The 26,180-nt window shown below is 65.2% G+C and carries 20 protein-coding genes; 6 read left to right on the top strand and 14 right to left on the bottom strand.

All coding sequences use genetic code 11. The annotated features are described in order from the left end of the window. Position 1: 1 nt before the first annotated feature. Positions 2–1,945, bottom strand: coding sequence for a cytochrome c/FTR1 family iron permease (locus V0R62_RS05165; RefSeq protein ID WP_330102991.1), 1,944 nt, complete (start codon positions 1,943–1,945; stop codon positions 2–4). A gap of 288 nt (positions 1,946–2,233) precedes the next feature. Here V0R62_RS05165 and V0R62_RS05160 point away from each other — a divergent pair, with 288 nt between their 5' ends. Genes V0R62_RS05160 through V0R62_RS05145 form a run of 4 tightly spaced genes read left to right on the top strand, consistent with a single transcriptional unit; the run spans position 2,234 to position 5,364 of the window. Further along, a complete protein-coding gene (locus V0R62_RS05160) occupies positions 2,234–3,625 on the top strand; it encodes a COG3014 family protein (RefSeq protein WP_330102990.1) in 1,392 nt (463 codons plus the stop codon). Positions 3,626–3,639: 14 nt separating this feature from the next. Beyond that, positions 3,640–4,008, top strand: coding sequence for a YcfL family protein (locus tag V0R62_RS05155; protein WP_062575563.1), 369 nt, complete (start codon positions 3,640–3,642; stop codon positions 4,006–4,008). A 21-nt stretch (positions 4,009–4,029) separates the two neighbouring features. Continuing rightward, on the top strand, positions 4,030–4,617 hold the full coding sequence (lpoB, locus tag V0R62_RS05150; RefSeq protein WP_028689243.1) for a penicillin-binding protein activator LpoB: 588 nt from the start codon (positions 4,030–4,032) through the stop codon (positions 4,615–4,617). A gap of 3 nt (positions 4,618–4,620) precedes the next feature. Then, positions 4,621–5,364: a penicillin-binding protein activator LpoB gene (locus V0R62_RS05145; RefSeq protein WP_330102989.1), complete on the top strand. Its 744-nt coding sequence runs from the start codon at positions 4,621–4,623 to the stop codon at positions 5,362–5,364. Between the two features lie 151 nt (positions 5,365–5,515). On the opposite strand, the gene V0R62_RS05140 is transcribed toward V0R62_RS05145, so the two are convergent. From V0R62_RS05140 to V0R62_RS05115, 6 genes are all read right to left on the bottom strand, one after another. Beyond that, the gene (locus tag V0R62_RS05140) at positions 5,516–6,934 is read right to left on the bottom strand and encodes a TolC family protein (RefSeq protein WP_330102988.1); all 1,419 of its coding nucleotides are present in this window, start codon (positions 6,932–6,934) and stop codon (positions 5,516–5,518) included. Beyond that, positions 6,931–7,806 carry an efflux RND transporter periplasmic adaptor subunit gene (locus tag V0R62_RS05135; protein WP_028689246.1) on the bottom strand — a complete coding sequence of 292 codons (876 nt, stop codon included), beginning with the start codon at positions 7,804–7,806 and terminating at the stop codon, positions 6,931–6,933. The genes V0R62_RS05140 and V0R62_RS05135 overlap by 4 nt, the downstream gene beginning before the upstream one ends. Further along, positions 7,803–8,015: a DUF1656 domain-containing protein gene (locus V0R62_RS05130; RefSeq protein ID WP_016392395.1), complete on the bottom strand. Its 213-nt coding sequence runs from the start codon at positions 8,013–8,015 to the stop codon at positions 7,803–7,805. Before V0R62_RS05130 ends, V0R62_RS05135 begins: the two co-directional genes overlap by 4 nt. Further along, positions 8,012–10,099, bottom strand: coding sequence for an FUSC family protein (locus V0R62_RS05125; protein WP_330102987.1), 2,088 nt, complete (start codon positions 10,097–10,099; stop codon positions 8,012–8,014). Before V0R62_RS05125 ends, V0R62_RS05130 begins: the two co-directional genes overlap by 4 nt. Next, complete coding sequence (locus tag V0R62_RS05120; protein WP_330102986.1) at positions 10,096–10,533, bottom strand: MarR family winged helix-turn-helix transcriptional regulator; 438 nt, start codon at positions 10,531–10,533, stop codon at positions 10,096–10,098. The genes V0R62_RS05125 and V0R62_RS05120 overlap by 4 nt, the downstream gene beginning before the upstream one ends. A gap of 262 nt (positions 10,534–10,795) precedes the next feature. After that, entirely contained in the window at positions 10,796–11,608 is an 813-nt protein-coding gene (locus tag V0R62_RS05115; RefSeq protein ID WP_330102985.1) for a tetratricopeptide repeat protein, read from the bottom strand. Positions 11,609–11,814: 206 nt separating this feature from the next. Between V0R62_RS05115 and V0R62_RS05110 the strand changes: the two genes are divergently transcribed. Next, complete coding sequence (locus V0R62_RS05110; RefSeq protein WP_330102984.1) at positions 11,815–12,372, top strand: WCX domain-containing protein; 558 nt, start codon at positions 11,815–11,817, stop codon at positions 12,370–12,372. Positions 12,373–12,384: 12 nt separating this feature from the next. Here the strand turns inward: V0R62_RS05110 and V0R62_RS05105 are convergent, their stop codons facing one another. From V0R62_RS05105 to V0R62_RS05075, 7 genes are all read right to left on the bottom strand, one after another. Continuing rightward, positions 12,385–13,248 carry an ABC transporter permease gene (locus V0R62_RS05105; protein ID WP_096049112.1) on the bottom strand — a complete coding sequence of 288 codons (864 nt, stop codon included), beginning with the start codon at positions 13,246–13,248 and terminating at the stop codon, positions 12,385–12,387. Positions 13,249–13,261: 13 nt separating this feature from the next. Further along, positions 13,262–14,125: an ABC transporter ATP-binding protein gene (locus V0R62_RS05100; protein ID WP_330102983.1), complete on the bottom strand. Its 864-nt coding sequence runs from the start codon at positions 14,123–14,125 to the stop codon at positions 13,262–13,264. A gap of 6 nt (positions 14,126–14,131) precedes the next feature. After that, positions 14,132–15,151, bottom strand: a complete 1,020-nt coding sequence (locus V0R62_RS05095) for an ABC transporter substrate-binding protein (protein WP_330102982.1) — start codon at positions 15,149–15,151, stop codon at positions 14,132–14,134. An 18-nt stretch (positions 15,152–15,169) separates the two neighbouring features. Next, complete coding sequence (locus tag V0R62_RS05090) at positions 15,170–16,069, bottom strand: TauD/TfdA dioxygenase family protein (protein ID WP_330102981.1); 900 nt, start codon at positions 16,067–16,069, stop codon at positions 15,170–15,172. Between the two features lie 339 nt (positions 16,070–16,408). Continuing rightward, positions 16,409–17,785, bottom strand: coding sequence for an HlyD family type I secretion periplasmic adaptor subunit (locus tag V0R62_RS05085; protein WP_028689255.1), 1,377 nt, complete (start codon positions 17,783–17,785; stop codon positions 16,409–16,411). Beyond that, complete coding sequence (locus V0R62_RS05080) at positions 17,775–19,931, bottom strand: type I secretion system permease/ATPase (protein WP_186716004.1); 2,157 nt, start codon at positions 19,929–19,931, stop codon at positions 17,775–17,777. The genes V0R62_RS05085 and V0R62_RS05080 overlap by 11 nt, the downstream gene beginning before the upstream one ends. A gap of 43 nt (positions 19,932–19,974) precedes the next feature. Next, positions 19,975–21,312 (bottom strand): TolC family outer membrane protein, encoded by a 1,338-nt coding sequence (locus V0R62_RS05075; protein WP_186734129.1) that lies wholly within the window; start codon positions 21,310–21,312, stop codon positions 19,975–19,977. Positions 21,313–21,661: 349 nt separating this feature from the next. Here V0R62_RS05075 and V0R62_RS05070 point away from each other — a divergent pair. After that, the coding region (locus V0R62_RS05070; protein ID WP_330102980.1) for a retention module-containing protein at positions 21,662–26,180 on the top strand (4,519 nt) is incomplete at its 3' end.

Raw genomic sequence — 26,180 nt, 5'->3', positions numbered from 1 at the left:
TTCAGCTGGCCGCCGCCCGGCGCTTCTCGGCCAACCGGCTGCGCCCATAGAGGAACACGATGGCCAGCAACGCCAGCGCCTGCGCGCCCAGCGAATAGGCGTCGGCGTGGATACCCAGCCAGTCGAACTCGAAGAACGCCACTGGCCGCGTACCCAGCACGCCGGCCTCCTGCAGCGCCTTGACGCCATGTCCGGCGAACACCACCGACAGTGCGCACAACAGCGCCGCGTTGATGCTGAAGAACAACGATAGCGGCAGCTTGGCCGAGCCGCGCAGGATCACCCAGGCCAGGCCCACCAGCAGCACCAGCGCCGTGGCGCCACCCGCCAGCACCGCCTGGTGGCCAGCCGGACCGGCCTGCAGCCAAAGGGTCTCGTAGAACAGAATCACCTCGAACAGCTCGCGGTACACCGAGAAGAACGCCAGCAAGGCAAAGCCGAAGCGCCCGCCGCCACTGACCAGGCTGCGCTTGATATAGTCCTGCCAGGCGGCGGCGTGGCGGCGATCGTGCATCCACACGCCGAGCCACAGCACCATCACCGCGGCGAACAGTGCCGTGCAGCCTTCAAGCAGCTCACGCTGCGCACCGCCGACATCGATCACATAGGCCGCCAGGGCCCAGGTGGCGAAACCGGCGACCAGCGCCAGGCCCCAGCCGATATTGACGCTGCGCACCGCCGACTGCTGCCCGGTGTTGCGCAGGAAGGCCAGGATCGCCGCCAAAACCAGGATTGCCTCCAGGCCCTCGCGCAGCAGGATCAGCAGGCCGGAGACGTAGCTCAGCGACCAGCTCAGGCCATCGCTGCCCAGCAGCTTGGCCGCTTGCTCCAGCTTGGCCTTGGCTTCGGCCAGGCGCTGTTCGGCCTGGGCTACCGGCAGGCCGTCCTGCAACGACTGACGGTAGGCCATCAGCGACTTTTCCGTGTCCTTGCGGGCCTGAGCGTCAATGTTGTCGAGCGAGCTTTCCACCAGCTCGAAGCCTTCCAGGTAGGCCGCCACCGACAGGTCGTAGGCCTGGTCGTGGTCGCCAGCGCGGTAGGCCGCCAGGCTCTTGTCCAGGGTGCTGGAGGTGTATTCGAGCAGCTGCGCCGGGCCACGCTTGACCTGCGGCGGCTGCGCCCGCTGGGCGCGGAACGCGGCCACGGCATCCGCGCCTTCGCTGGCGGCGACTTCGGCCGGGGTCTGCCGGGCCAGGTCGGCGATGTTCCAGTTCTTGTCGCCCTTGGCCGCCTGCGGATCGGCGGTGAAGCTGGCGATATAGGCCGCCACGTCCCAGCGCTGGCGCTCGTCGAGCTGGTCGGCGAACGACGGCATCTCGGTGCCTTCGATGCCCAGCCCAAGGGTGTTGTACAGGTCGAACAGGCTCAACTGGTCGAGGCGCCCGGCATCGCGCAGGTTGGCTGGCGCAGGCTCCAGGCCGACCCCGGCCGGGCCGTCGCCGAGGCCCGTGTCACCATGACAGATCGAGCAGTTCTGCGCATACAGCGAAGCGCCGCGAGCAGGGTCGGGGGTGATCACCGGGGCCTGGCTGACCTCGTAAGCCACTGCCAGACGCGCCCCCAGTTGTCGGGCCTGGCGGGCGACGGCGGCACCGTCCTGACGCTGGTCGATGGCCTGACGCAGGCTCTGCACGCCCTGCTCGAGGGCGCCACGCTCGGCATGCGCGGGCAGGCCCTTGACCAGTTCGGCCAGCACGCCGCTGAACTCCTGCTGCTCGCGGTATTCCCCGTCGTCCACCACCTTGCCGTCGCGCACGGTCGGCGGGTAGTCGGCACCGATGTAGTCCAGCAGGTGCAGTGCCTTGGTCGCCTCGGCAGGAGCCTCGGCCAGCGTCGGGGTGCTGCACAGCGCCAGCACCGGGCCAAGCAACAGGGCAGGCAGCCAGGCAAGCAGACGGGAACGGGAAATCATGGCCAATCTCGACGGAAATACGAAAGAGAACATTGTTCACTTCCACTCTCCCCCGCTCAAGGCTCAGGGGCAGATTTCATGAAAAATCTTGAGACAAATTGGCGGAACAGTCCGTGGGAATGGCTTTTTCCGACTGATGGCATCAACCTAAAAATGCGAAGCAATTCGCCATCACCGCGCTACTACTTTGGGTATAATCCCGCGCCGCCGTAATAGCCATTAGCAATCAAGGCGCCTCCATCGAGAGGTTCTGGCGATAAAACAGAGGGATCTGCCGCCCCCGCCCACGCGGCCAACCGTTTCAGGGAAAGAAGAAGTCCGATGGTATCCCGCGCCCTCACCCTGGCGACCCTGGTCGCCGCCGTGCAGCTCACCGGCTGCTCGGTGTTCCGCAGCTACGACAGCGAACTGCAGGAGACCAACAAGCAGTTGGCCGCCGGCAACGTCGACGCCGCCCTCGCCCTGCTCGAGAGCAACAACAAGGGCGACAAGAAAGACCTGCTCTACTACTTCGAAAAAGGCGAGTTGCTGCGCTCCAAGGGTGACCTCAAGGGCAGCCAGGACGCCTGGCGCTCGGCCGACAGCGTGGTGTTCCAGTGGGAAGAGTCGGTCAAGCTCGACACCGACAAGTACCTGAGCCAGTTCGGCAGCTACCTGGTCAACGACAAGGTCCGTCGCTACGAAGGCTATGACTACGAAAAAGTCATGCTGACCACACAGATGGCCCTGAACCTGCTGGCGCAGAACGATTTCGACGGTGCCCGCACCGAAATCAAGAAGACCCACGAGCGCGAGGCGATCATCGCCGAGCTGCGCGACAAGGAATACCTCAAGCGCGAGGAAGAGGCCGAGAAGGAAGGCATCAAGACCGAGTACAAGGACCTGCAGGGTTACCCGGTCGCCAGCCTCGACGCCCCTGAGGTGGTCGGCCTGAAGAACAGCTATCAGAGCGCCTTCAGCCATTACCTGTCCGGCTATGTCTACGAGGCCCTCGGCGAGAAAGGCCTGGCCGCGCCGGGCTACCGTAAGGCCGCCGAGCTGCGCCCGAACACGCCGTTGCTTGACCAGGCGCTGCTCGAACTGGACAAGAACAGCGCCAAGGCCGGCGAAAGCGACGTGCTGATCGTGGTGCAGACCGGCCTGGCCCCGGCCCGCGACTCGATCCGCATCCCGCTGCCGCTGCCGATCCAGGACAACCTGGTGATCACCCCGCTGTCGTTCCCGATCATCCGCGAAGACACCTCGACCGCGCACCTGAGCGAGATCCAGCTCAACGACAAGGCCCTGGCCCTGACCGCGCTCAACAGCACCACGGCCATGTCGCGCCGCGCCCTGCGCGACGACATGCCGGGCATCATCCTGCGCACCAGCGTGCGCGCCATCAGCCGCGGCGTGGCGCAGAAGAACCTGAACCAGACCAACCCGATGGCCGGGCTGGTGGTGGGCATCGCCTCCACCGTGCTGGAAGGCGCCGATACCCGCACCTGGCGCACCCTGCCCGACGAAACCCAGGTGGCCCGCGTACGCCTCAAGCAGGGTGAGCACCACCTGAGCCTGCCGTCGAGCCTCGGCGGCACGCAGGTCACCGTGAAGGTAGATCGCCCGTACCAGGTGGTCAGCCTGCGCGTGGTCGGCAACCGCGTATTCGCTGGCGGCCCGGCCGTCCAAGTCGCCCCGCAGGCCGCAGCCACCGCTGTCGCCAGCCTCAAGTAACCCAAGGATCGAACATGCGCAGAACATGCCTCGCCCTGGCCGCCGTCGCCCTTCTGGCCGGCTGCGCCACCCCGCCCCCTGCCCCCGGCAGCGCCGCCAGCAAGGTGGTGACCATGGGCCAGCTGGATGACATCGAGGTCGGCCAGATGCGCGTCGCCCGCGAGAACGGCTACCTCACCGTCAACGTGGCGCTGACCAACACCAGCCGCAGCAACCAGACGCTCTTCTACCGCTTCGCCTGGCTGGGCAGCGACGGTTTCCCGGTGGCCGACGAGGAGAGCTGGAAAGCCCTGCCGCTGTACGGCAAGCAGGCCAAGTTCCTCCCCGCCATCGCCCCGACCCCCGCTGCCCGCGACTTCCGCCTCGAAGTCCACACCCGGTAACCCCTTTCAGGAGCACGTTCCATGTTTGCACGCCTTTCCCTCGCCGCCATCGCCATCGCCCTGGTCAGCGGCTGCAGCACCCCGTCGCCGGTTCTCGGCGGCAAGAACATCAGCTACGGCGACAGCAAGGCCGTCGAGCTGGTGACCAACGAGTTCGGCTCCACCGACCTGCAGATGATCGCCGAGAGCATGACCCGCTCCCTGGCCCAGTCCGGCGTGCTGCACGGCCGCCCGGTGGTGCAGGTGTACGACGTGAAGAACAAGACCAGCGAGTACATCGATACCCGCGAGATCACCACCTCGATCAAGACCCAGCTGATGAAGTCCGGCGCCGCCCGCTTCGCCAGCGACAACACCGACATGCAGAGCCAGGTCGACCAGCTCAAGCTGCAGAACCAGAGCGGTCTGTACAAGAAGAAGACCGTGGCCAAGACCGGCAACATGATCGCCGCCAAGTACCGCCTGGAAGGTTCGATCAGCTCGATCGTCAAGCGCAGCAGCGACTACAAGGACGTGTTCTACAAGTTCAGCCTGCAGCTGATCGACGTGGAAAGCGGCCTGGCCGAGTGGATGGACGAAAAAGAAATCCGCAAGACCACGGAGCGCTGATCGATGCGTGCATGGATGGCAATCATTGGCCTGGCCTGCGCCTTCGGCGCGCAGGCGGCCCCCAAGGTGGCGGTGACCGACCTGGCTTATCAAGCGCAGGTGGAGGAGTACATCCACACCATCAACGCCCAGAGCAGCGGCCAGGCCGGCATGTACCACGCCAGCGGCCAGTCGAGCTACAGCGAGTACGAGAGCCTCAACAGCTACATCGAGCAGACCGAGTTGCGCAAGTTCGGTGGCGACATCAAGGGTGAGATCCTCAAGACCGGCATGTTCCAGCTGGTCCAGGGTCGTCCTTATACCGCCGACTCGAAGGAAGACGTCTACGACGTGATCCGCCGCATCAAGAACGGCGCGTTCAAGGGCGCCGACTACGTGCTGTTCGGTACCCTGTCGGACATCGACTTCCAGCAGGACATCAACTCGCTGGACCACACCGACAGCTACTCGGCGGTGCTGGGCCTGACCGTGGTCGCCGACTTCAGCCTGATCAACACCCGCACCTACGAGATCACCTCGGCGTTCACCGCCATGGGTGAGGGGCAAGACACCAAGCTGGTGAAGAGCCAGGACCGCCGCGTGACGCTGAACCGTCCGCGGGTGGTGCGGGATGTGTCGAAGGCGCTGGGCGAGGATGTGGCGCAGCAGTTGGCCGAGCAGTTGGGCGGCTCGGTGCCTGGGCAGCCGAAACAGCCGCGTGGCCGGGACAACCTGCCGCCGGATGAGCCGGCGCGGGTGCTGAACTGAGCCACACGCAATCCCTGTAGGAGCGGCCTTGTGCCGCGAAAGGGCTGCAAAGCAGCCCCAGCGATTTTTGCATCAGTGCTGAAACCCTGGGGCCGCTTCGCGGCCCTTTCGCGACACAAGGCCGCTCCTACAGGGGAGCGTGCCCTCCCCGTCAGGGCCTGGCACTGCCCTTCCAGCCGCCACCCAACGCCAGGAACACCCCGATCTGCCCCATCGCCACCTGGCTGTTGGCCGCCGCCAGCTGCGCCCGCACATCGGTATAGGTCCGCGTCGCCTGCAGGTCCGCCAGGAACGACTCACGCCCTACCTGGTAACGCAGATGCGTCTGGTCCGCCGACTCCTTGGCGGAGCGCTCCGCCTCGGCCAGGGCATCGCGCCGATCCAGCAGCGCGCTGTACTGCGCCAGGCGGGTCTGGGTTTCGCGAATGGCGTTGAGCACCACCCCGTCGAAATGCGCCAGCGCCGCCTGGGTCGAGGCCTCGGCCATGCGGATGCGCGCGCGGGTGCCGTTGGTGGGGATGTTCCAGCTGATCTGCGGGCCGAAGCCCCAGCGATTGGTGGCCGGCTCGCCGAGGTTCTCGAGAATGCCGATGGTGCCCACCTGGGCGCCGATGCTGATATCCGGGTACAGCGCGCCGGTGGCCACGCCGATGCTGGCGGTGGCCGCCGCCAGCTGGCGCTCGGCCTGACGCACGTCCGGGCGGCGCTTGAGCAGGGCCGCGCCATCACCGACCGGCACCAGCTGCGACAGGTGGGGCAGTTCGGCGCAATCGGCGGTGCCGGCGGGCAACTGCTCGACCGGCTTGGCCAGTAACGCAGCAAGAGTGTAGAGGCCCGCCTCACGCTCGGCCTTGAAGCGCGGCAATTCGGCGCGCAGGGACTTGAACTGGGTCTGCGAACGGGTGACCTGGGTCTCGTCGCCACGCCCGGCGTCGCGCAGGCGCTGGGTCAGTTGCACGCTCTGCTGCTGCAGGTCCAGCGACTCGCGGGCGATGTGGTATTCCTCGTTGGCCGAGCACACCTGGGTGTAGGCCTTGACCACATCGGCCACCAGGGTGATGCGCGCGGTGTCGGCGGCGGCCTGCACCGCGTCGGCATTGGCCTTGGCGGCCTCGGTGCCGCGCTTGAGCGTGCCCCACAGGTCGAATTGGTAGCTGGCGCTGATGATCGCTTCGCCGATATTGGCCACCGGCACCTTTTCCGGCTGCAGGAAGGCCTCGCCGGACTCCTGCAGGCGCTGGGCGCCCAGCTTGACGCCTCCGTTGAAGCCGCCCTGGGACTCGGCCACCTCTACCTGGGCGCGAGCCTTGGCGATGTTGGCGGCGGCCACGCGCAGTTCGGTGTTGGCGCTCAGGGCCTGGTGCACCAGCTCGTTGAGCCGTTGATCCTGGTACAGCTGCCACCAGTCCTCGGGCACTGGCGCCGAGACCACGCTGTCGGCGTCTTGGCGCAGCGGGCCATTGAGGTCGCCGCGCTGCACGGCGGCGTCCTTGGGCAGCTCGTAGTCAGGCCCGACCATCATGCAGGCCCCCAAGGACAGGCACAGCCCCGCCAGGATCAGCTGTTTCATGGATGCTGACCCTCGATGATCGACACCGTGGCGGTACGTCCGGCGATCATGCGGAAGTCTTCCGGCACTTCATCGAAGGCGATGCGCACCGGAATCCGCTGGGCCAGGCGCACCCAACTGAACGCCGGATTGACGTTGGGCAACAGGTTGGCGCCGCTGCTGCGGTCGCGGTCCTCGATGCCGGCGGCCAGGCTCTGCACCCGGCCACGCAGGCGGGTGTTGTCGCCCATCACGCGAATCTCCACGGCATCGCCGATATGAATACCGCCCAGCTTGGTCTCTTCGAAGTAGCCATCGACGTGGTACGAGGCGCTGTCGACCACCGACAGCACCGGGCGTCCGGCGCTGACGAACTCGTGGGCACGCGGGGCGCGGTCGTTGAGGTAGCCGTCCACCGGGCTGCGCACCACCGAGCGGTCGAGGTTGAGCTGGGCCACATCCACCTGCACCTGGGCCTCGTTCACCGCCGAGCGGGCACGGGCTTCGCGGGACTGGCTCTCTTCAAGCTGCTCGGCCGCCACCAAATTGCCCAGCTTGCGGTTGCGCTGGGCCTCGCGAGAGGCCTGGGCCAGGGTCTCCTGACGCTCGGCCAGGGTCGCCTTGGCCTGGCGCAGGGCCAGGGTGAAGCGGTCCTGGTCGATGGTGAACAGCACGTCACCGCGCTTGATGGTCTGGTTGTCTCGCACCTCGACCTTCTGGATCAGCCCGGACACATCCGGGGCGATCTGGATCACGTCGGCGCGGATATGACCGTCGCGGGTCCAGGGGGCGAACATGTAGTACACCACCATCTGCCACACGAGCACGGCGGCGAAGGTCACTACCAGCAAGGTCAGGACCACGCGGCCCAGGGTCAGCAAAGGTTTTTTCATGGCAGCATCAGGCTTCGGCAAAAGTGGTCCACCGCGCCAAGCAGCACGGCATACAGGGCAACGTTGAACAGCGCCCGGTGCCAGACCAGGCGGTAGAAATGCAGGCGCACCAGCACCGCGTGCACCCCGAGGAACAGCAGGTAGGTGCCAAACATCATCACCAGCAGCGTGGGCAGGAACACCCCGCTGATATCCAGTTCACCAATCACAGGGGCGCTCCGTCGAGCCCGGGGGGCAGTTGCGTTTGCTCGGCAGGCTCGAGCATCACTTCAACGCCCGGCAGCAGCGCCAGGCGCAGGCCGCTCAGGGCGTGCAGCAGGTGGGTGCGGGCGTCGCCGCGTTCGTACAGTTCGTCCAGGTTCAGCGCCAGGCGCGCACGCTCCATGTTGCGCAGCAGCGCCGCCGGGGCATGCAGGCGCTCGCCCGCGCGCAGGCAGGCGGCGTAGTGACTGCCGACCTCCTCGATCACCGTGCGCAGGCGCTCGCGGGCCTCGGCGCCGGCACGCGGCAGGTAGGCCAGCAAGTCGAGCAGGTTCAGGCCCACGCGCAGGTCGCGCAGGGCCACGCCGCTGTCCTGGCCGGTCTGCGACAGCCGTGGCAGGTGCTGCATCAGGCGGTCGAGCATCTGCACGCCGACCTGGCGGTGCTCGGCCAGGGTGGCCGGCGCGGTCATTTCGACGATGTCGCGCCAGGTGAAGCGGGTCATGCGCTTGGCCGCCAGCTCCACGCCGAACGGGCGCACCACCAGGGTCCAGATGAAGGCGAATAGCAAGCCTACGGGGCCGGCCAGGTTGGCGTTGATGAAGGTGAAGAAGTCGGCGTCGTAGGCGCCCTGGATGCTGATGAAGGTCGAGGTGTTGACGATGGTCAGCAGGGTGCCGAGGTAAAAACGCGGCTGCACGGTCAGGGTGCCGACGCAGATGAACGGCACGGCGAAGGCCAGTACCAGCATCGGGAAGTCGTGCAGGTTGGGCAGCACCAGGAACAGGTACAGGCTGGAGAAGATCACCGACATCAAGGTCCAGAAAAAGAACCGGTAGATCTGCGGCGCCGGGTCGTCCATGGCGGCGAAGAAACTGCACGACACGGCGGCGAGGATCACCGCGCTGGCGCCGTCGTTCCAGCCCAGGCCGATCCACAGGCCGCAGGCGACGATGATGGCGGTGACGGTGGAGAACACCGAATAGAGCATCAGGCCACGGTCGAAGAACGGCGTCAGCCGGCCCAGGCGCCAGTGACGGTAGACCGCGCGCCACGGCGTGGCGTCGTCCTTGCGCAGGGCGTGCTGCAGGGTGCAGCAGTCCTGCCAGAGATCGGCCCATTCGGTCAGGCGGTAGAGGGCATTGGACAACAGCAGCTCGGCGCGCTGGTCGATGGCGGCGGCGCCGGGCTGCAGGCGGTCGATCTGCTCGTGCAGGGCGGTCCAGCGCGCCACCGAGGCGCTGTCGGCAGTGCCCTTGAGCCATTCACGGGCAGCATCGAGTACCGGCTTCAACTGGGCGAACTGGGCCGGGGCGCGACCCTCGAGGGCGATCAGGGCGTCGTCCAGGGCATCGATCACCGGCAACAGGTGGATCATGCGGCCACGCAGCTCACGGGCATTTTTCAGGGTATGCGGACCGGCGCCCTCGTGGCCGAGCTGGCCGATCATCAATTCCAGCGAGTTGAATGTGGCGACCATCGCGCCACGCATGCCGCCGACCTTGTCGGCGCTGGCCTCGCGGGCCAAGTAGGTATCGCTGTAGCGGATCGCCTCGGCGAACCAGTTGCCGGTCGCGCCCACCACCACCGGCGCCAGCCGGCACGGCCAGAAAATCGCGCCGACCACCGCAGCGCAGACGATACCCAGGCAGATCTCCTGGGCCCGGGACGAGGCTACGTCGAACACCGCCAGCGGGTTGTCGACCACCGCCAGGGCAATCATCGGCAGGGTGTAGCCGGCGAGCATCAGCACGTAGTTGTTGGCCGTGCGCAGGTTCAGCGAAAGGAACAGCAGGGTGCCGGTCCACAGGGCGATGGCAATGCTCAGCAACAGCGGCGACTGCACCAGTGGCGGCACCAGGAAAATCGCCCCGCCGGTTCCCAGCAACGTGCCGAGGGCACGGTACAACGCCTTGGAGGTGGTCGGCCCGAGGAACGGGCTGGAGACGATGTACACCGTGGCCATGGCCCAGTACGGGCGCGGCAACTGCATCAACAGGGCGATGTACAGGGCGATCATCGACGCGGCGAAGGTACGCACGCCGTAGAACCAGTCGCGGGCCGGGGGCACAGAGCTGAAGAAGCCGCTCATGGCATCACGCCCGCGGCTTCGAACGCCTGGATCACCCGCAAGGTGGCGTCCAGGTCGGCCTGGTCGATACCGCCGAGCACCTCACGGCGCAGGCGCACCAGTTCGCCTTCGATGGACTCCGCCAGGGCGCGCCCCTCAAGGGTCAGGCTCAGGGCCTTGGCGCGGCGGTCCAGCGGGTCCTCGCTGCGGCAGACCAGGCCGGCCTTGCACAGCTGGTCGAGCAGGCGCACCAGCGACGGGCTTTCCAGCCCGGCGGCCTGCGCCACCGCCACCTGGTGCACGCCGTCGCCCAGGCGCACGATCATCAGCAGCGGCACGGCGCAGGCTTCGGAAATGCCGTAGCCGGTCAGGGCGCCCTGGCACAGGCGACGCCAGTGACGGGCGGCCACGACCATTCCGCTGCTGATTTTCAGGTGCAGTGCGTCAAGAGACATGTGGGAACCGAGGATATTCATAGTTTGCTAACTATCAATATACGCCCTGCCCTACCCCTGTCGTCAACCGGGGGTGACGGAGGGAGTAGATGAAAGGTTGTTCATCTACCGGATATCACGATCTCTGTAGGAGCAGCCTTGTGCCGCGAAAGGGGTGCGAAGCGCCCCCATGATTCGTGCATCAAGCTGATATCGCCGGGGCTGCTACGCAGCCCTTTCGCGGCACAAGGCCGCTCCTACAGTGGCCGCGATGTCCCTTACCTCACGGCTGAATCTGATCTTCCAGCTTCATGGTCAGCGCCAGCGTGCTGCCCATCTGGATCGCCTGGTCGCGCCAGCCCAGGTAACGCAATGCATCGCGGCTGCTGAAATGCACGGCCAGCTCCTCTGCCGCCTGCATCACGCCGGTCGCCGCCGCCAGCTCCAGCCAATACAGCCCGCCCTTGGTGTCCGCCTCGACATAAAGCCCATGCAACAACCGGTAGCCCACCTCGAAGCGGCAGCGCGTCTCGCCGCGCTGGGCGCCGCGAAGAAACCACTGATAGGCCTCGAGCGGGTCGACCTGCCACACCTGGTCACCCTCGCACACCTCTTCTTCGTACAAATCTCCCAGCGCCGCAGCGGCATGCACCATGCCCCGCTCGAAAGCATGCCGGTAGTATTCGGCCGCGTTGGCGTATGAGACATCGACACCCTTGCCGAAATATTGCTGCTGGCCAAGGTTGAACCAGGCCGCAGCATTGCCCTGCAGCGCGGCCATGCGCAGCAGGTGGCCGGCGAGCACGGTATCGCCGCGCCAGTACTTGCCATTGAGCCAGATCCAGCCCAGGTCGTTGAGCGCCGCGACATTGCCCAGCAATGCCTGGCGGCACAGGTCGTGGTAGACCGCCTGCAGGTCGACCGCCTCGTCCAGCCGGTCGGTCAGACCGAAGCGCTCGCCGCTCAAGGCCTGCTGGCTGGGCATGCCGATGCCGGCGAACAGCCTGTGGCGCTGTCCGGGGCGTGCCGGGGCTGGGACGACCCGCTCGGGAAGAAGCCGGGCAAGCAGCGAATGGATATTGCTGGCGGCAGACATGTTCATCCTCATTGAACGACCCACAGCTCCAACCTCCACTGTGGTGAGGCGTGATTCTGCGCGATGCCACGACAAAACCTGTCGCGAACGAATTGATCCCAGGCAACCAATTGCATCTTCCTTGATCTGAGCAGGCTGTGGCCAATTGCCATGCCCTGCCCGTGCCGCCATCCTATGCCGGCAAGCCTAGACAAGGACGTTTCCTTTTGCCCTTCGCCACCACCCGCGCCACCCTCAGCCGCCAATGGGCCTTGCTCCGCCAGCTGCCCAGCCGCTCCCCCGGGATCACCAGTGCCGAACTGGTGTGGCGCCTGCGTGACGTGGGCTTCACCGTCAGCAAGCGCACGGTCGAGCGCGACCTCAACGAGCTGTCGCTGATCTTCCCACTGGAGCGCAACGACAAGAGCATTCCGTTCGGCTGGCACTGGTCGGCCAATGCCGGTGCCGAACTACGTGGGAATTTCGACCTGCAGGGTTATCTGCGCGGCGATACGCTGCAGCCCGGGCAAGGGGAAGGCGTCGAATTGCAGGCATGGATCAGCGACCTGCTGGCCCGCCGACTGCGCGAAGCGCCCTTGACCGCCGACATGCAGCTGACCGCCCTGGAACAGGGGCACCGGCTGCGGGCGACGGTGGCGGATGGCTGGCCCCTGCGCTGGTGGTTGCTGAGCCAGGGGGAGGGGCTGGTGGTGGAAGCGCCGCAGGCGCTGCGCGAGGAGATTGCGCGGACGCTGGACAGTGCTGCGGCGCAGTATCGGGATTGAGTTCTGCGTGATCTAGCGCTGCATCCCCCACCGCCGCACCGTCAGCCGCTCCAGGGTGTTGAACACCAGCCCCTCCACCAGCAGGCCGATCAGAATCACCACCGCCAGCCCGGCAAACACCTTGTCGGTGTACAGCTCATTGCGGTTCTGGAAGATGTACCAGCCCAGCCCGCCCTTGCCGCTGCTGGCGCCGAACACCAGCTCGGCGGCAATCAGCGTGCGCCAGGCGAAGGCCCAGCCGATTTTCAGACCCGACAGGATCGACGGCAGCGCCGCCGGCACCAGGATGTGCAGCACCAGGCGCAGGCCGCGCAGCCCGTAGTTGCGCCCGGCCATGCGCAGGGTCTCGGACACGCCGAGGAAGCCCGCGTAGGTGTTCAGCGCCAGCGCCCACAGCACCGAGTGCACCAGCACGAAGATCAGGCTGTTGTCGCCCAGGCCGAACCAGAGCAAGGCCAGCGGCAGCAGGGCGATGGCCGGCAGCGGGTTGAACATCGAGGTCAGCGTGCCCAGCAGGTCGCGCCCCACTTGCGTCGAGACGGCCAGGCTGGTCAGGCCGAAGGCCAGGACGATGCCCAGCACATAGCCTTTGAGCAGCACCACCAGCGATACACCGACCTTGGCCGGCAGCTCGCCGCTGAGCAGCCCGTCCCACAACGCGCTGGCGGTCTGCAGGAAGCTCGGCAGCAGCAGGTCGTTGCCGGTATAGCGGGCCACGGCCTCCCAGACCACCGCAAGCAGTACCAGGATCACGGCCTTGCGCAGCCAGCCCTGTTGCCACAAGCGTTGCACCAACGGCAGCTCGCGCTCCAGCGGCACACCCGGCAGGGGTTGCAGCTGCACTTCGTATTCCTGGCGTACAGGTGTCGTCGTCATGCCCTGGCTCCCGTCAGTAGGCGATACGGATATCGTTGAAGCCCAGATCGTCCGCTGGCGTCGAGGCATCGGCCTCGTCGAACAGCAGCCGGTGGATACGTCGGGCACTGGCCTGGAAGTCGCTGGCACCGAGGCTGCCGAGGTCGAACTGGTGGCTGTGCACCTCGGCCCGCACCCGCCCGGGGTGCGGCGACAGCAGCAGGATTCGATTGCCCACCACCAGCGCCTCTTCGATGGAGTGGGTGACGAACAGCAGGGTGAAGCGCACCTCCTCCCACAGCAGCAACAACTCTTCCTGCATCTTGCGCCGGGTCAGGGCATCGAGCGCGGCGAACGGCTCGTCCATCAGCAGGATCTTGGGCTGTGTGGCCAGTGCCCGGGCGATGGCCACGCGGGCCTTCATGCCACCGGACAGGGTGTGCGGGTAGGCGTCGGCGAAGGCGGCCAGGCCGACTTTCTCCAGGTAATGCAGCGCCCGTTCCTCAGCCTCGGCGCGCTTGAGCTGGCCGGACACCAGCAGCGGGAACATCACGTTCTGCTTCACCGTCTTCCACGGCGGCAACTGGTCGAACTCCTGGAACACCACGATGCGGTCCGGCCCCGGGCCGCGCACCGGCTGGCCCTGGAGCAGGATCTGCCCTTCCCGTGGTGCGATGAAGCCGGCCACGGCCTTGAGCAAGGTGGACTTGCCGCAGCCGGACGGGCCGAGCAAGACGAAACGGTCGGCGCGGTCGACCTCGAAACTGACCTGGTGGGTGGCCCGCACCACGCGCTGGGCGGTGCGGTATTCAAGGCTCAGGTTGTCCACCGCCAGCAGCGGTGGGGTGGCGACACGGCTCAGGTTGCTGGCCGTGTGGCCTGGCAATGGGGCGGTCATCGGCGCTCAGCTCCCCTGCAACGGGCGTTCATCCTGGAAGAAGTAGTCCTTCCACGATTCGGGCTTGTTCTTGATCGCGCCGACCCGGTAGAGGAACTCGGCCAACTTGTAGGTGTTCTTCGGCGTGACAGTGAATTCGTACTGCGGGTTGTCGATCAGCTTGATCAACGCCTCGCGGTCGATCTTGGCCTTGGTCACCCGGATATAGGTGTCGGCGGCGGCGGCCTTGTCCTTCTGGGCGAAATCGGCGGCTTCGGCGAGGGCATCGACGAAGGCCTTGTAGGTCTTGGGATTGTCCTTGCGGAATTTCTCGGTGGCGAACAGCAGGGTCGGCGAGTTGGGGCCGAGCAGGTCGTAGCTGTCGAGCACCACGTGCACATTCTTGTTGGCCAGTACTTGGTCCTGGAACGGCGGGTTGGAGAAGTGCCCGTTGAGCTCGGTGCCGCCGGCCAACAAGGCCGCGGTGGCGTCCGGGTGCGGCACAGCCAGGGTGTACTTGTCGAGACGGTTGTATTCCTTGTCGCCCCACTGCCGGGCGGCGGCGTACTGCAGGAAGCGCGACTGCACCGAAACGCCCACCGCCGGGACGGCGATCCGGTCCTTGTCGGAGATATCGGCGATGGTCTTCACATTGGGGTTGCTGCTGACCAGGTAGTACGGGAAGTTGCCCAGCGAGGCCACGGCCTTGACGTTCTGCCGGCCGCGGGTTCTATCCCACACGGTGAGCAGCGGCCCGACACCAGCGCCGGCGATGTCCACCGAGCCGGACAGCAAGGCGTCGTTGATCGCCGCGCCACCGGACAGCTGGGCCCAGTCGACCTTGATGTCGAGGCCCTGCTCCTTGCCATGTTTCTCGATCAGTTGCTGGTCGCGCACCACATTGAGCAGCAGGTAGACGATGCCGAACTGCTCGGCGATGCGGATCTGCCCTTCGGCGTGGGCCACGGTCGGCGCCGCCAGGCTGCCTAAACCCAAGCTCGCGCCCAGGCCGATACTTGCCGCCAGGCGGCTGATGGAGTTGCGCATGGTGTGTTTCCTCAGTCGTCAGAACGGGGCATCGCCCTGGATGGTGGTGCGGTACAGCTTGCGGCGCAGGTGCGCGGGGCAACCGGTGGCCAGGTGGATCAACGAGCGGTTGTCCCAGAACACCAGGTCGTGGGGCTGCCATTGATGGCGATAGATGTTCTGCTCCAGCACGCTCAGGGCGTACAGCTGTTGCAGCACGTCGCGGCTTTCGTCATCCGGCAGGCCGACGATGCGGGTGGTGAAGCCTTCGCTGACGAAGAGTGCCTTGCGGCCGTTTTCCGGGTGGGTACGCACCACCGGATGGATGACCTCCTGGACCTGGGCCAGTTGCTCGGCGGTCAGCGTCGGGCGCCAGTTGCCTTCGAACCTGGTCTCGGCGTAACGGGCGGTGTAGGAGTGGGCGGCGCTGCGGCCCTCGACGACCCGGCGCAGGCCCTCGGGCACCGCGTCCCAGGCCTTGTGCATGTCGGCGAACAAGGTGTCACCGCCCTCGCTGGGCAGCTCCTGGGCGTGCAGCATCGAGCCCAGGCTCGGCAGTTCCTTGTACGACAGGTCCGAATGCCAGAACTTGCCGGCATCGCCCAGGCCGACGTTGCGGCCGTCCTCGACGATATTGGACACGATCAGGATCTCGGGATGGCCGGCGAGCAGGAACTGCTTGAGCACATGGATCTGCAGCTCGCCGAAACGGCGGCTGAAGGCGATCTGCTGTTCGGGGGTGATGCGCTGGTCGCGAAACACCAGGACATGATGGTTCAGGTGGGCGCGGTGAATACGGGTGAAATCCTCGGCGTTGACCGCACGGGACAGGTCGAGGCCGATGATCTCGGCACCGACGGCGCCGGGGAACGGACGGATGTCGAAGGTTTGCGGCAGGGCGCTGTCGATGGTCGACAAGGCGTTCGAGGCGGCTGGCATTGTTCACTCCCACGCAGTGCGCGACTTCAGGGCGCGCAACGATCGGAAACGCACGGGGATTGCCCGTGTGGGTTCGAGTCGTGCGGCGCGCCGATTGGTCGGCGGGTACGCAGTGGGGTGACTATAAAGTCATAAGAACAGGATTTTAAATACCGTTAAGACATATCCATATGAAGGGGTTGCACTTCAACCCATGCGCCGACCTGTAGGAGCGGCCTTGTGCCGCGAAAGGGCCGCGAAGCGGCCCCAGCGATCTTTGCATCAACGCTGAAATCCTGGGGCCGCTTCGCGGCCCTTTCGCGGCACAAGGCCGCTCCTACAGGGATCGCGCAGACACGATCAACGCTCGCGCAAGGCTTCCGAACGGGCCTTGATGATCGGCTTGAGCAGATAACTCATGATGGTCTTCTTGCCGGTCATGATATCCACCGTCGCCACCATCCCCGGGATGATCAGCAGCGGCTTCTCATCCGTGCCCAGGTGGCTCTTGTCGGTACGCAGCTTGATCAGGTAGTAGGTGGTCTTCTTGTCTTCGTCGGTGATGGTGTCGGCGCCGATCTGCTCAAGCTTGGCCTTCATGCCACCGTAGATGGTGTAGTCATAGGCGGTGAACTTGACCGTGGCCTCCTGGCCCGGGTGCAGGAAGGCAATGTCCTTGGGCAGGATCTTCGCCTCGACCACCAGGGTGTCGTCCAGCGGCACGATCTCGATGATGTCGCTGCCCGGCTGGATCACCCCGCCGATGGTATTGACCAACAACTGCTTGACGATGCCGCGCACCGGCGAGGTGACCATGGTGCGGTGCACGCGGTCGTCCAGCGCCTTGCTGGTGGCGGTGGCCTTGTTCAGCTCGGTGCGGGCCTCGTTGAGCTGGGTCAGGGCCTCGCTGCGGAACTTGCCGCGGGTCTCCTCGATCTTGCTCTCGACCTCCTTGATTGCCGCCTCGGCACGGGGGATGGCCAGGGCGGTGGAGTCCATCTGGCCACGGTTCTCGACCTCGGCGCGACGCAGGCGCAGCACCTCGACCTGGGAGATCGCGCCCTGGGCCACCAGCGGCTCGGACATCGCGATTTCCTGGCGCAGCAACTGCAGGCTGTTGGCGTACTGGGCGCGCTTGGAGTTGAACTCGCGCAGCTCCTGCTGCTTCTGCACCAACTGCTGCTGCAAACCGCCAAGCTCGTCCTGCAGCTGCTGGCGACGGCTCTGATACAGCGACTGTTCGTTGGCGGCCTGGCTCGGCGCGGCCTTGCGCAGCTCTTCGTCGATCTGCAACGGCTTGTCCTCGACCTCGGCCGTCAGGCGCTGCACGCGCAGGGCCATGGCCAGGCGCGAGGCCTCGGTCTCGTCGACGTTGGAGGCGAAGCGGGTTTCATCCAGGCGCAGCAGCGGCTGGCCGACCTCGACGATCTCCCCTTCCTTGGCGAAGATCTCGGCGACGATGCCGCCCTCGAGGTTCTGGATCTTCTGCACCTTGGACGACGGGATGGCCTTGCCCTCCCCGCGCGTCACCTCGTCGATGGGCGCGACGCTGGCCCAGATGATCAGGAACAGGAAGAACGCGATCACGCCCCAGATGGTCAGGCGCACCACCCGTGGCGCGTCCTCGATCAACGCCTTGTTGACCTCGGGCAGCGGCTGGCCGGCCAGCGACTCGGAGCCCTTGAAGTAGCGGCGCAGGTTGTCCTTGAAACGCCCGATATCCAGCTTATGCAACACTGATCTGCCCCTTCTTCAGCGCATCCATGACGGCGGCTTTCGGGCCATCCGCGACAATCTGTCCACGATCGATGACGATCAACCGGTCCACCAGCGACAGCAACGACGCCCGATGGGTGACCAGCAGCACGGTCTTGTTCTCGATCACCGCGGCCAGGCGCTGCTTGAGACGCTCCTCGCCGGTGTTGTCCATGGCGCTGGTGGGCTCGTCGAGCAGCAGGATCTGCGGGTTGAGCAGCAGCGCCCGGCCCAGGGCGACGTTCTGCCGCTGGCCGCCGGAGAGGTTCTGGCCACGCTCGCCAACCTGCAGCTCATAGCCGTCGGGGTGCAGGCGGGCAAACTCGTGCACGCCGGCCAGTTCCGCGGCCTGAAGGATCAGCTCGTCCTCGATGTAGCGAGCGCCGCTGACCAGGTTGTCGCGCAGGGTGCCAGCCAGCAGCTGGATGTCCTGGGGCACGTAGCCGATGTTGTGGCGCAGTTCGCTGACGTCGATCTGACGGATGTCCACGCCATCGACCAGCAGCGAGCCGTTGTCCGGTTCGTACAGGCCGACGATCAGCTTGGCCAGGGAGCTCTTGCCCGAGCCGCTGCGGCCGATGATGCCGACCTTCTCGCCCGGGCGAATGTTCAGGTTGATGCCCTTGAGCGCCTGGTTCTGCTGGTTCGGGTAGGTGAACTCGACACCACGGAACTCGATGGCGCCCTGCAGCACCTGGCGGCTCAGTGGGCGCTCTTCGAAGTTGCGCTCCTGGGGCAGTTCCATCATCTGGTCGGTGGCGACCATGGTCACCTTGGCTTGCTGGTAGCGGGCCAGCAGGCCGTTCAGCGAGCCCAGCGGGCCAAGGGCGCGACCGCTGAGCATGTAGCAGGCCACCAGGCCACCCATGCTCAGGTTGCCATCGATGATCAGGTACACGCCCACGCAGATCATCGCCACGCCGGCCAGTTGCTGGATCAGCGCGGTGATGTTCATGGCCAGGCCCGACAGCACCTTCACCCGCAGCTCCAGGCGGCTCAGGGTGCCGAGGGTCTGCTCCCACATGTACTGGCGCTCGCTCTCGGCGTTGTTGACCTTGACCGCATCCAGCCCGGCGAGGGTCTCGATCAGGCTCGACTGGCGCTCGGAGGCCAGGGCCATGGTGCGTTCCATGGTTGCCATCAACGGCTTCTGCAGGGCGTACCCGATGCCCAGGGCCAACGGGAAGGCCAGGATCGGGATCCACACCAGGTGCCCGCCGATGATGGCGATGACCATGAGAATCAGGAACGTGAAAGGCAGGTCGATCAGGCTGGTCAGGGTCAGCGAGGCTAGGAAGTCGCGCAGGCCCTGGAACTCATGGATGTTCTGGGCAAAGCTGCCGACCCGCGCCGGGCGGTACTTCATCGACATCCCGACGATGCGCTCGAACAGCGTCGCCGAGATGATCAGGTCGGTCTTCTTGCCGGCCAGGTCCAGGCACAGGCTGCGCAAGCCCTTGAGAATCAGGTCGAAGACATAGGCACCGGCAATGCCGATGGCCAGCACCCACAAGGTCGAGGTGGCCTGGTTGGGCACCACGCGGTCGTATACGTTCATCACGAACAGCGGCGCGGCCAGGGCGATCAGGTTGATCACCAGGCTGGCGGCAATGGCATCGATGTACAGCCACTTGCTGCGCAGCAGGGTGTCGCGGAACCAGGAGCGCGCGCGCGGGATCAGGTTGCCGTGGTTGACGTCGAACTTGTGCTGCGGCTGGGCGAAGAACACCTTGCCGCTGTAGTCGCCCTGCAACGCCTCACGGGTGACATGCACCTCGCCGCCGTCGCTCTCGCTGAGCAGCAGGCGCGCGGTGTCTTCGTTCTCCCAGCCGAGCAGGACCGCGCAACGGCCTTCCTTGAGCAACAGCATCGCCGGCATGGCGATGCTGGGGATCTGCTCGAGCTTGCGCTGCAGCAGGCGCCCCTGCAGCCCGGCCCGGGCGGCTGCGCGGGGCAGCAGCTCGGGGGTCAGGCGCTGCGAGGGCAAGGGCAGCCCGGTGGTCAGCATGGCCCGGCTGGCGGGCTTCTGGTGCAGGACACACAGGGTCAGCAGGCTGTCCAGCAGCGGGTCGTCATGCTGACTGCGTGGATCGTGGCTGAGTTGGACTCGACTGACTTCGGATTCCACGCGGCGCTCTCTTCATCCTTGCGGGGTAGGTTCAAGGCGCCTTTCAGTTCATGCCTGGCAGGTTCACCTTGGGTTTCAGGTCGTTCTGCACAACGGACGCCATCGGTGCTACGACACCCTGGCTCTTGAGCAGCTGACCAATGGTCGCCTTGATTCGATACTGAGTAAACATTTGTGTGTTCTTCACCTCTACCAGACGACGCTGGGCGGTGAAGGTTTCATTCTCGCTGTCGAGCAGGTCGAGCAAGGTACGCTCGCCCAGGCCGAACTGCTGCTGGTAGGCGCTGCGCACGCGGTTGCTGTGATCGACGTACTGCTGGGCGATCGGCACCTGGGCGTTGGCGTTCTCCAGAGCATTCCATGCCAAGCCTAACTCCTCATTGAGCTGGCGCAAGGCGTTGTTGCGAATGTCCAGGGCCTGGTTGGCCAGGTACGACTTCGACTCCAGGTCGGCCTTGTTGCTGCCACCGGCGTACAAATTGAAGTTCATGCGCAGCATGGCCTGCCATTCGTTGTTGTGGCCGACGGCGCCGTCGAGGTTGTTGTCGGCCGTTCGTCCGAGTTCGGCATCGAATCGTGGATAGAACGTAGACTTTGCGGCTTCGTATTGCTTCTCGGCGGCGGCGATGTCCGACTCGGCCGAGCGCAGGATCGGGCTTTCCTCGACCAGCTGGTGGCGGGCCTCGTCGAGGGTGGCCGGCAGCAGGTCGACAAATGGCGCGGGCGTGCTTAACTCGTCGGGCATTTGTCCGACGACGCTCAGGTAGTTGGTATTGGCGTCGGCCAGGTTGGTCTGCTCGGTGATCAGGTTGTTGCGGGCCTGGGCCAGGCGCGCCTCGGCCTGGTCGAGGTCGGCCAGGCGGCCGACGCCGCGGCTGGTGCGCAGCTTGATCTGGTCGAGGATGCGCTCGTGGTTGCGCAGGTTGTCTTCGGCCAGGCGCACCATCTCGCGGCGCGACAGCACGTCCAGGTAGACCTGGGCGACGGTCAGCGCGGTGCGCTCGGAGGTCCCCAGCAGGGAGTAGGCGCGGGCGTTGACGGTGGCCTGCTGACGACCGACCTCGCTGGAGGTGGCGAAGCCGTCGAAGACCATCTGCCGCAGGCGGATGGCCGACTCGCCACGGTTCAGGGTCTCCCAGCGGTTGCGGGTGCTCGGGCTGTCGGTGCCCTCGCGGCCATAGCCGGCGGTCACGTCGACCCGCGGCAAATAGCCGCCCTGGGCGGCGCGCAGCTGATAGTCCGCAGCCGTGCGGGCGTTCACGCCGGCCTGGATTTCCGGATGGACCTCGAGGGCCTTCTGCATGGCTTCGGGCAAGGTTTGTGCTTGAACGAAAGAGGCGGCGAGAGCGAAAGGAAGAGCGGTGAACAGTGACGCACGCATTTTTACTGGTTCCCGAGAGAGCTGTTGTCCCAAATCACAGCCGAAGCCGTGCCTGCCTTGGAAAATGGCAAACCCTGATCCTGTATGTAGGAAGCTTCCGAATAGGCAGTGCGATTAATACGAAAGAAAGGGCTTTGCTGGCCAAATATCAATGTGACATTACCTTGGCGATTGTTTAGGATGGCAGCCAGAAGGTCAATAGTTTGGCATAAACTTAATAGCCAGAAATTATAGACGTAAAATTGACGCAGATCAGCGTCAAAAACATATTTGAAACATTCCATCAGTCGCCGCCCTCGAACGCCGGCCAGGCATGGAAGCCAACTGAACAGGTAGCCCGGAGAGTCCAATGAGCACTGTTGTCGCCATCGTCAAAAGCATTGTTGGCCAAGTCATCGCAGTTTCCCCAGAAGGCATCCGGCGCGTACTGATCGAAGGCGATCGCCTGCTGGCGGGTGAACAGGTAGACACCGGCGCGGGCGGCGCGGTCACCCTGGAACTGGCCGACGGCCGCGTGCTCGACCTGGGCCGCGACACCCAATGGAGCGCTGACGCGCCCGACAGCAGCACCGACCTGAGCCAGGCCACCGCGCAAGCCGCGCCCTCGGTCGAAGAGCTGCAACAGGCCATCGCCGCCGGTGTCGACCCGACCACCGAGCTGGAAGCCACCGCAGCCGGCCCAGCCGCGGCAGGCGGCGGCTCGGTCGGCGGCGGACACAGTTTCGTCCTGCTCGAGGAGACCGCCGGGGTGGTCGATCCGAGCATCGGCTTCCCCACCGGGCCGATAGGCTTCGCCAACGGCCTGGCGGTCGAGGAACTGGGCGGACTGGACGGCAACGCTGCCAGCACCAACACGACCAACGTCCCGCTCACCACAGGGTTGACCCTGAGCGCCACCCCCACGATCACCGAGGCGGGTGGCGTCATCGTCTATACCGCCACCGTCGGCCAGCCACCACTGACCAACCTGACCGTGACCCTGTCCAACGGCGCCGTCATCGTGATCCCGGCCGGCCAGACCACCGGCACCGTCAACGTCAACATCCCGGCCAACGACACGCCCTATATCGATGGCGGCCAGATCTCCGCGACCATTACCGGCACGACTGGCGGTAACGGCCTGATCGTCACGCCAAGCACCACCCCGGCGGTGACCCAGGTCACCGACACCATCGACACCACCACCGCCACGCTCACCGCGACCCCGAGCGTGACCGAAGGTGGCGTGATCACCTACACCGTGACCTTGAACAACCCGGCCCAGACCCCGGTCACCGTCACTCTGTCCAATGGCCAGACCGTCACCATCGAGGCCGGCAAGTCGTCCGGCAGCGTCGATTTCCAGACCCCGGCCAATGACGTCTACAACAACGGCAGCACCGTCAGCACCACGATCACGGGGGCAACAGGCGGCAACTTCGAGAAACTGGAGCCGAACCCAGCACCAGCTGAAACGAAGATCAACGACTCTGTCGACACCACCACCGCCACCCTGACCGCGACTCCGAGCGTGACCGAAGGCGGCGTGATCACCTATACCGTGACCCTGACCAACCCGGCCCAGACCCCGGTCACCGTTATCCTGTCCAACGGCCAGACCGTCACCATCGAGGCCGGCAAGTCGTCCGGCAGCGTCGATTTCCAGACCCCGGCCAACGACGTCTACAACAACGGCAGCACCGTCAGCACCACGATCACGGGGGCAACGGGCGGCAACTTCGAGAAACTGGAGCCGAACCCGGCACCAGCGGAAACGAAGATCAACGACTCGGTCGACACCACCACCGCCACCCTGACCGCGACCCCGAGCGTCACCGAAGGCGGCGTGATCACCTACACCGTGACCCTGACCAACCCGGCCCAGACTCCGGTCACCGTCACCCTGTCCAACGGCCAGACCATCACCGTCAAGGCCGGCGAAAGCACCGGCAGCGTCGACTTCCAGACCCCGGCCAACGATGTGTTCGTCAATGGCAGCACGGTCAGCACCAGCATCACCGGAGCCACCGGCGGCAACTTCGAGAAGCTGGAGCCCGACACCACGCCGACCCAGACCGTGATCAGCGACAGCATCGACACGGTGACCGTCAGCATCGCCAGCAATGGCAACGTGACCGAGGCCGAGCAGCCGACCTTCACCGTGTCGGTCAGCCAGAAGCTCGACCATGACCTGACCGTCACCCTGTCCAATGGCGCCACCGTGGTCATCAGCGCCGGCCAGACCCAGGCCACCTACAGCCTGCCGGCCCAGGGCGACGACGTGTTCAAGGACGCCAGCTCGGTGACCCTTGGCGTGACCGATGCCAGCGTGTCGGGCAAGACCTTCGAGAACCTGCAACTGGGTGGCGATGCCACCGTGCAGATTACCGACACCGTCAGTGAAGTGGTCGCAACCCTCACCGCCGACAAGACCACTGTGTCCGAAGGCGGCCAGATCACCTATACCGTGACCCTGACCAATGCCCAGGGTTTGCCGGTCAATGGCCACAATGGCCTGACCTTCACTTTGACCGATGGCACCAAAGTCACCATTCCTGCGGGCAGCGCCAGCGGTACCTTTACCATCACCGCACCGGATGACGTGTTCGTCGGTGGCCAGCCTTCGATCGTCAACAAGATCGAATCGGTTGCCGGTGGCGATAACTTCGAGAAGCTGACCCTTGGCGACAACTCGGTCACCACAAACGTGACTGACGAGCCAGGGACCGGTACTCCTGGCACTGACAACCAGGGCGACAAGGTCACCGTCACCATCGTTGGCAAAGGTGACGTCACCGAAGACCAGCAGCCGGCCTTCACCGTCAAGGTCAGCCAGAAACTCGACCATGACCTGACCGTGACCCTGTCGAACGGCGACAAAGTCGTTATTCCGGCCGGTCAAACCGAAGCCGAGTACAAAGCGAAAGCCCAAGGTGATGACGTCTTCAAAGACGGTGACACCCTGACCGTCGGCATCACCGATGCTGCCGTTGACGGCAAAGCCTTCGAGAACCTGGAGCTGGGTGGCAACACCTCGGTTCAGATCACCGACACCGTCAGTGAAGTGGTTGCGACCCTCACCGCCGACAAGACCACTGTGTCCGAAGGTGGCCAGATCACCTACACCGTCACCCTGACCAACGCCCAAGGTCTGCCGGTCAACGGCCACAACGGCCTGACCTTCACCCTGACCGATGGCACCAAGGTCACCATTCCAGCCGGCAGCGCCAGCGGCACTTTCACCATCACCGCACCGGACGATGTGTTCGTGGGCGGCCAGCCGAGCATCGTCAACAAGATCGAATCGGTTGCCGGTGGCGATAACTTCGAGAAGCTGACCCTCGGCGACAACACCGTCACCACGACCGTGACTGATGAACCTGGCACCGGTACTCCAGGTACCGACAACCAGGGCGACAAGGTCACCGTCACCATCGTCGGCAAAGGCGACGTCACCGAAGACCAGCAGCCGGCCTTCACCGTCAAGGTCAGCCAGAAGCTGGACCACGACCTGACCGTGACCCTGTCCAACGGCGACAAGGTGGTGATCCCGGCCGGCCAGACCGAAGCCGAGTACAAAGCCAAAGCTCAAGGCGATGATGTCTTCAAAGACGGCGATACCTTGACCGTTGGCATCACCGACGCTGCCGTCGATGGCAAGGCCTTCGAGAATCTGGAGCTGGGCGGCAACGCCTCGGTACAGATCACCGACACCGTCAGTGAAGTCGTTGCGACCCTGACTGCCGACAAGACTACCGTCACCGAAGGTGGCCAGATCACCTACACCGTGACCCTGACCAATGCCCAAGGTCTGCCGGTCAACGGCCACAATGGCCTGACCTTCACCCTGACCGATGGCACCAAGGTCACCATCCCGGCCGGTAGCGCCAGCGGCACCTTCACCATCACCGCTCCGGACGACGTGTTCGTTGGTGGTCAACCGACCATCACCAACAAACTGGAAAGCGTGACCGGCGCCGACAACTTCGAAAAACTGACTCTGGGTCAGGACGAAGTGAAAACCTCGGTCACTGACGAACCAGGTACTGGCACTCCAGGCACCGACAACCAGGGCGACAAGGTCACCGTCACCATCGTCGGCAAAGGCGATGTGACCGAAGACCAGCAGCCGGCCTTCACCGTCAAGGTCAGCCAGAAACTGGACCACGACCTGACCGTGACTCTGTCGAACGGCGACAAGGTGGTCATCCCCGCTGGTCAGACCGAAGCCGAGTACAAGGCCAAGGCTCAAGGTGATGACGTCTTCAAAGACGGCGATACCTTGACCGTTGGCATCACCGACGCTGCCGTCGATGGCAAGGCCTTCGAGAACCTGGAGCTGGGTGGCAACGCCTCGGTTCAGATCACCGACACCGTCAGCGAAGTCGTCGCCACCCTCACCGCCGACAAGACCACCGTCACCGAAGGCGGCCAGATCACTTACACCGTGACCCTGACCAACGCCCAGGGTCTGCCGGTCAACGGCCACAATGGTCTGACCTTCACCCTGACCGATGGCACCAAGGTCACCATTCCGGCCGGCAGCGCCAGCGGTACCTTCACCATTACCGCCCCTGACGACGTATTCGTCGGCGGCCAGCCTTCGATCGTCAACAAGATCGAGAGTGTCAGTGGTGCGGACAACTTCGAGAAGCTGACCCTCGGCGACAACACGATCACCACGACCGTGACCGATGAGCCGGGTACTGGCACTCCAGGCACCGACAACCAGGGCGACAAGGTCACCGTCACCATCGTTGGCAAAGGCGACGTCACCGAAGACCAGCAGCCGGCCTTCACCGTCAAGGTCAGCCAGAAACTCGACCATGACCTGACCGTGACCCTGTCGAACGGCGACAAAGTCGTCATTCCAGCCGGTCAGACCGAAA

Origin of the sequence: Pseudomonas carassii, assembly GCF_036324045.1 — a bacterium.
In the GTDB taxonomy this organism is placed as follows: Bacteria; Pseudomonadota; Gammaproteobacteria; order Pseudomonadales; family Pseudomonadaceae; genus Aquipseudomonas; species Aquipseudomonas peradeniyensis.
Note: the sequence above shows the minus strand (reverse complement) of the source record. Positions and strands in the feature narration are given on the sequence as shown.